Here is a 4,213-nt window from a genome sequence, read left to right as displayed (position 1 = left end):
TTTGCTGTTGAGGAAAAAATCAAGGGGGCAACTCCTCTACATCGGAAGATCTGTCCCCATTTGTTTTAATGTTCATATCGTAGTTAAGATCAACATCGAGACCGCGGGGACGTGGCCTCAGCTACCGCCTCACCGCGAAACCATCCCCAATTCTACCGCCAGCTTTTCCCAGGCCGGCAGGCTGCGTTTGATCATGTCATCTTCAACACAGTAGGCAATGCGGAAGAATCCGGGAGCGCCGAAACCGCTGCCGGGAACCAGCAGAATCCCGTGCTGTTGCGCACGGCGGACAAATTCAATCTCATCGGGCAAAGGCGAGCGCGGGAACAGATAAAAGCCGCCGCCGGGTTTGACCATCTCGAAGCCCAGTTCAACCAGTTTGTTGTAGAGCAGATCGCGTTTGACCCGGTATTGCTCGACATCGACACTGACCCGTTGCAGGCGGGTGACGAGGCGCTGCATCAGCGCCGGTGCGTTGACAAAGCCCAGGACCCGGTTGGCAAAGGTGGCTCCCTGCATAAACAGATTGACATCTTTTAGCGCCGGTGATGCGGCCAGATAGCCGATGCGATCCCCCGGCAGGGCCAGGTCCTTGGAGTGGGAGGTGACGATAACGGCGTTGGTAATAGCCGTAAAGATGCAGGGGACCTCTTCACCGAAACTGATACGGGCATAGGGTTCATCGGAAATGGCGACGATGGTGGTGCCGTATTCCTGCTCTTTTTGAGCCAGCAAATCGCCGATTTGCTTCAGCGCCGCAAAGGGGTAAATTACCCCGGTCGGATTGTTGGGGGAGTTGATGATGAGCGCTTTGGTGCGCGCGGTGATGGCTGCGGCGATGGCGTTCACATCCGGTTGGAAGTCGGGGAGGGTGGGTACCACGACGGGAACACCGCCATGATTATCGATGTAAAAATTGTACTCAACAAAATAGGGGCTGAGGATGATCACTTCATCCCCGGGGTTGAGCAAGGTCTTCATGACGACGTTCAGGGCCGCTCCGGCACCGCAGGTCATGACAATGTGGGCAGCGCTCACCGGCAGGGCAGATTTTTCCGCGATCACCTCGGCCACTGCTGCCCGAGTTTCTTCGTAGCCGGCATTATTCATGTAGCGGTGCATGCCGGGAATCGGCGTGGCGGCAATTTTTTGCAATTCCTGTAGCAGCTCTTGCGGCGGTTCCATGGTCGGATTGCCGAGGGTGAAATCAAAGATATTCTCAGCGCCCCGCTCTTTACGTAATTTATCTCCTTCCTCGAACATCTTGCGGATCCAGGAAGAGCCTTCAATGCATTTTTTTACTTTGGCGGCCACGGGCATGGTTTATATCCTTTATTTTGTCGTAGCGAGGTTGATGGCGGTTTTTTAACTGCCGGAGTTTAGCTTCACGACACAACCGGGTCAAGGCAGATCAGTCTTCACTTTGTACTGCCGACAAATTGATTTCTGCCGGTCTTTAGGCTACATTGCTGCTCCCGCTGAATAAATTTAGCATCCGATGGATAAAAATATGACGACAACAGACAAACTTCAGAAGCTCAGGGCGCAGATTGATCGTGTTGATGATCAGTTGCTGGATCTGCTCAACCAGCGCGCCACTATCGTCCTCGAAGTCGGGCATCTCAAGGAGCGCAACGATGATCTGTTTTATGTGCCCAGCCGGGAGAAAAAAATCTACGAGCGGCTGACCGCAAACAATCCGGGACCTTTTCCTAATGACGCGGTGCGCAAGGTTTTTCGTGAGATCATTTCCGCCTCGTTAAATATGGAAATGCCGCTGCAGGTGGCTTTTTTGGGACCCCAGTCTACCTTTACCCACCAGGCGGCGTTGCAGCAGTTTGGTTTGTCGGCATCACTGGTGCCCCTCAAGAGTATTCCAGCGGTATTTGAAGAGGTCGAACGTGGTCGTGCCCATTACGGTGTCATCCCGGTAGAAAACTCTACAGAAGGGGTGGTTAACCACACCCTGGATATGTTTATCAATTCGGATCTGAAGATCATCGCCGAAATCATGCAGGAGATATCCCATCATCTGCTGTCGAAGTCAGGGCGGATTGAGCAGATCACCAAGATTATTTCTCACCCGCAGCCTCTGGCGCAGTGTCGCCACTGGCTGGAAACCAATCTGCCTGATATCCCCCTGGTTGATGTGTCGAGCACCGCTGCTGCCGCACAGATGGTGGCTGAGGATGAGAGTGCTGCTGCCATTGCCAGTTCAGCGGCCGCCGTTCAGTACGGGCTGCAGGTGGTCAAGGCAAGAATCGAGGATAATCCCCACAATTTCACCCGTTTTCTTGTGGTCGGCAAAAAATCACCGGGCAAGGGCGGAGATGACAAGACCTCGATTATGTTCAGTATCAAGGATGAGCCGGGCATCCTCTATCGCATGCTTGAACCCTTCAGCAAGCGCCAGATCAACCTGACAAAAATTGAAAGCCGACCGATGAAACAGAAGGCGTGGGAATATGTTTTCTTCCTCGATCTGATGGGGCATTGTGATGATGAGCAGATCGCCTCTGCCCTTGAGGAGTTACGTCCCCACTGTCATTTTCTTAAAGTTCTCGGATCTTATCCGCAGGCTCATATGCGTGCCGCACAGACGGAGATGGGCTGATGTCTGATCCCTTGTTGATTCCCCGTATGGCCATCATGGGGGTTGGTCTGATTGGTGGCTCTCTCGCCCTGGCCCTCAAAGAAGCCGGTGTTGTTGGTGAGATTGTCGGCTGTGGACGGGGCAAGCCCAACCTGGAAAAAGCGCTGGAACTCGGCATTGTCGATCGCTACACCCGCGATCCGCGTGAGGCGGTGGCAGATGCTGACCTGATTTTTCTCGCCACACCGGTGAAAACCCTGGGAGCGATTGTCGAGCAGTGTCTGCCGGCGATCAAGCCGGGCGCCATTATTACCGATGGGGGCAGTGTCAAGGCCGAGGTTGTGCGCAGCATCGAACCGCTGTTGCCTGATTCCATCCATTTCGTTCCCGGCCATCCCATCGCCGGGACTGAACAGAGCGGCGCTGAGGCTGCATTTGCCGGCCTCTATCGCGGCAAGCGCTGTATTCTGACGCCAACGGCCAACACCGACGCGCAGGCCCTTGCGCTGGTCGAACGGATGTGGCTGCTGGCCGGCAGCACGGTTGTCAAGATGCCGATGGACAAACATGATCGGATTCTGGCCGCCATCAGCCATCTGCCTCACATGGTCGCCTATTCCCTGGTCAACGCGGTTGGCTCCTATGATCATTACGAGGAGAACATCCTGGAATATTCGGCCGGAGGCTTTCGTGATTTTACCCGTATTGCCTCTTCCGATCCGACCATGTGGCGTGACATCGCCGAAACCAATCGGGAAGCTTTGCTGGAAATGATGGAGCAATTCGAGGTGTTTTTTGCAGAATTAAAAGCTGATATTGCCGCTGGTGACGGCGAACAGCTTTTCGAATTTTTTCTGCGCTCTAAACAGTTGCGTGACGCTATTCTGTAGGTGCCCGTTGGTGCTTTTGGTGTTTATAAAGGAAAGTCATACATGGAGAAATTAGTAAAAAAGACCCTGACGGCCTGCACACAATTGCGTGGAGAGGTCAGTGTTCCTGGAGACAAGTCGATTTCGCATCGGGCATTAATGTTCGCTTCCCTGGCACGTGGCACGAGCCGGATCAGCGGTTTATTGCAGGGGGAGGATTGCCACGCTACTCTGAATGCCTTTCGCGCCCTGGGGGTGCAGATTGCCGCCCGGGACAGTACTCATCTCAGTGTTCAGGGGGTCGGACTGGATGGACTTAAAGAGCCTGCCAATGTCATTGATTGCGGCAACTCCGGCACCACCATGCGCCTGATCAGCGGCATTCTGGCGGCCCAGCCGTTTTTTTCGGTGCTGACCGGCGATCAATATCTGCGCAAACGCCCGATGCGGCGGATTGTCGAACCCTTGACCCGGATGGGTGCGCGTATTTACGGACGCGACCAGCATAATCGCGCGCCCCTGGCGATTGTCGGGGGCGCGCTCAAGCCGATTGAGTACTCCTCTGCCATTGCCAGTGCCCAGGTAAAATCGGCCGTGCTGCTGGCCGGCATGCAGACGCAGGGAACTACAACGGTGTACGAACCGCACCTGTCACGTGATCATAGTGAGCGCATGTTGCGCTATTTCGGCGTGCCACTGGAATCTTTTCCCGGCGGCGCACGGGTGATGGGGCCGGTTGCACTTGAAGGGC

The 4,213-nt window shown here is 54.8% G+C and carries 4 protein-coding genes; 3 read left to right on the top strand and 1 reads right to left on the bottom strand.

Annotated elements, in window-relative coordinates; all coding sequences use genetic code 11:
- Positions 1-129: 129 nt before the first annotated feature.
- Positions 130-1,320: a pyridoxal phosphate-dependent aminotransferase gene (locus AC6F7T_RS08200; protein WP_500717723.1), complete on the bottom strand. Its 1,191-nt coding sequence runs from the start codon at positions 1,318-1,320 to the stop codon at positions 130-132.
- 190 nt (positions 1,321-1,510) lie between these two features.
- On the opposite strand from AC6F7T_RS08200, the gene pheA reads away from it, so the two are divergent.
- The 3 genes from pheA to AC6F7T_RS08185 all read left to right on the top strand — a co-directional run.
- Positions 1,511-2,614, top strand: coding sequence for a prephenate dehydratase (pheA, locus tag AC6F7T_RS08195; protein ID WP_500717720.1), 1,104 nt, complete (start codon positions 1,511-1,513; stop codon positions 2,612-2,614).
- The gene (locus tag AC6F7T_RS08190) at positions 2,614-3,483 is read left to right on the top strand and encodes a prephenate dehydrogenase/arogenate dehydrogenase family protein (protein ID WP_500717718.1); all 870 of its coding nucleotides are present in this window, start codon (positions 2,614-2,616) and stop codon (positions 3,481-3,483) included. Before pheA ends, AC6F7T_RS08190 begins: the two co-directional genes overlap by 1 nt.
- Before the next feature lie 42 nt (positions 3,484-3,525).
- The coding region (locus tag AC6F7T_RS08185; RefSeq protein ID WP_500717716.1) for a carboxyvinyltransferase at positions 3,526-4,213 on the top strand (688 nt) is incomplete at its 3' end.

Source organism: Pelovirga sp. (assembly GCF_059864205.1).
This window is presented reverse-complemented; position numbering and strand designations above follow the sequence as displayed.